Source organism: Paraburkholderia sp., assembly GCF_035501035.1.
In the GTDB taxonomy this organism is placed as follows: domain Bacteria; phylum Pseudomonadota; class Gammaproteobacteria; order Burkholderiales; family Burkholderiaceae; genus Paraburkholderia.
In genome coordinates, this window is the sequence record NZ_DATJWR010000249.1 from 1 (window position 1) to 2,090 (window position 2,090).

Genomic DNA, 2,090 nt, shown 5'->3' on the forward strand with positions numbered 1-2,090 from the left:
GGCGAAAAAAGCGCCAATGAGGCCAGAAATTGGCCTCAAACCGCTGAACCGGCGTGAACTTCGCGTTGAAATTTCACAATGTGATGAAACGCGCAGCGAGAGCTGCGTAAGCGCAGAAAGGCTGCTTCTGCCGGGAGGTACTTCAGCAGCCTGCTAAGCGTGGCTCGAATGTCTCATTCTGGACGAATCGAAAATCCGGTCTGGTTCGCGTACCACCGTGATCCAGCGCAAAGCGGCTATCCGGTCAGTTCGCGATGCGAGGCTCGATACTCCTGCAAAAGCTTGTGCCCGGGATCGAGGAGAACGACGGGAACTGCCTGCCGATATGTTTCGCGGATCTTCTCGGACGAATTCAGCCGAAGCCAGCATAGGCAAGCCCTCACTGACGAGCTCGTTGACAAGTTTTTGTGCCAGGCTCGCATGCGGCTGAAACCGGTTTTCAACAATTCGTTATGCCGATTACTACGAGTTGTCGACACCACTGGCACCCGGACCGTCAAATTGCAGCGTAGCACACGCCGATCTGGTCATGCAGCGCTCGGGCGATCGAAAGCAGCTGCCGCAGGCGCTGAGCTCGCGCCTCGACGTCGTCGCGGGCATGCTGCGCGTCCGGCGACCCGAAACACCCGTTGATGCTCGGCTATGACACGCCACTCGTCGACTGCGCCCATCGACTCGGTTCCCGCCACGCAAAGCATTGAAGTACTGCGCAACAGATGGAGTAGCGACGTGCTCCCGAAGTCTGTCTCGACGCGCAGCTTCGGTCCCGCGAGGTGATCGCCAGGCCCCGCACCACCTCCGCTCAACACATCAGCACGTTCACCGCATCCTCGAGAGCCTGAGCCTGATGATTGAGATCGACGGATGCGGCAGCCGACTCTTCTACAAGCGTTGCGTTCAGCTGGGTGATTTGAGCCAGCTGGTCGACGGCCAGCTTCGTCTCGGAAATCTCGACGCTTTGCCCGGCACTCGCGTCGGCGATCTGTGCGATGGTCCGCGTGAGTTCCGCAACCGATTGCTCGACCTTGCTCATATCTGCGCCGGCATTCGTCGCAGCCTGGGCGCTTGTCGCGATCAGGCCGAGCGAGCTGTCGATCAATAACCTGATTTCCCTGGCGGCAGCCTCGGAACGCCTGGCCAGCGTGCGGACCTCTCCAGCCACGACGGCAAACCCGCGTCCGTGCTGACCTGCCCGGGCCGCTTCGACGGCTGCATTCAGCGCGAGAAGGTTCGTCTGCACCGCGATGCCATCGATCATGGCGGTAATTTCCGAGATGCGCCGAGAATGACCCGCGAGTTCTTCCATCAGCAGCGCCGCACGGCGCACGGCTTCCGCTGCCGCCGATGCGGCCTGGGCCGTGTGTTGTCCCCCGGCGTTGGCTAACTTCGCCGATTCGGCGTTTTGCCGGGCGCTGTCTGTGATCTGGCCTAACGCCGCAGTCGTTTGCTCGATGGCGCTTGCCTGTTGCCCGGTGCGCGCGGACAGGTCTGCATTGCCAGCAGAGAGTCCCGAAGACGCATTGCGCACGCTGTCGATCGATTCGCGCGTATCCATCAGCACGCCCGTGAGTTTGCCGTTCAGCTGGTTCAAAAGGCGTCCCAGGAGCCGGGTCTGCGCGTCGCCGTGTTCACGGAACCGATGCCGCAACTCGCCCGCGAGGACGACAAGCGCGCTGGCATTCAACTGCGCAAGCGGCGCGAAGAAGTTGCGGACGATGTACGCCGCCATGATTGCGCATGACGAGGCCGCCACGACCGCGATCGACCAGCCAAGACGCGTCCCGGTTGCATGGTCGAGGAGCCCGGTCGTCATGCACGCCGGCACCAGCAGGATCATCAACGCTTGAACGGCCATGATTGCTTCGAAGCGTCGGGCTGCCGACAAGGCGGGCAGCCGTTCGGGCACGCCTGCGAGGCCTCGACGGATCGCTCGCCCCGCACAGAGGCGCCATCTGGACCCCTCGCGCTGCAGGTCCGCGTACAGCTTTTCCGCCGACGTGATTTCTTTTTCGGTCGGGCGGGTTCGAACGGAAATGTATCCCGTTATGGTTGCGTCGCGCACGACCGGCGTGATATTCGCGAGCACCCAG

General features: G+C 62.2%; 1 protein-coding gene and 1 pseudogene. Both read right to left on the reverse strand.

All coding sequences use genetic code 11. The features are described from left to right. Positions 1–236 precede the first annotated feature (236 nt). Positions 237–447: pseudogene (locus tag VMJ11_RS18690) on the reverse strand (ParA family protein); the annotation flags it as partial. A 355-nt stretch (positions 448–802) separates the two neighbouring features. After that, the coding region (locus VMJ11_RS18695) for a methyl-accepting chemotaxis protein (protein ID WP_325620880.1) at positions 803–2,090 on the reverse strand (1,288 nt) is incomplete at its 5' end.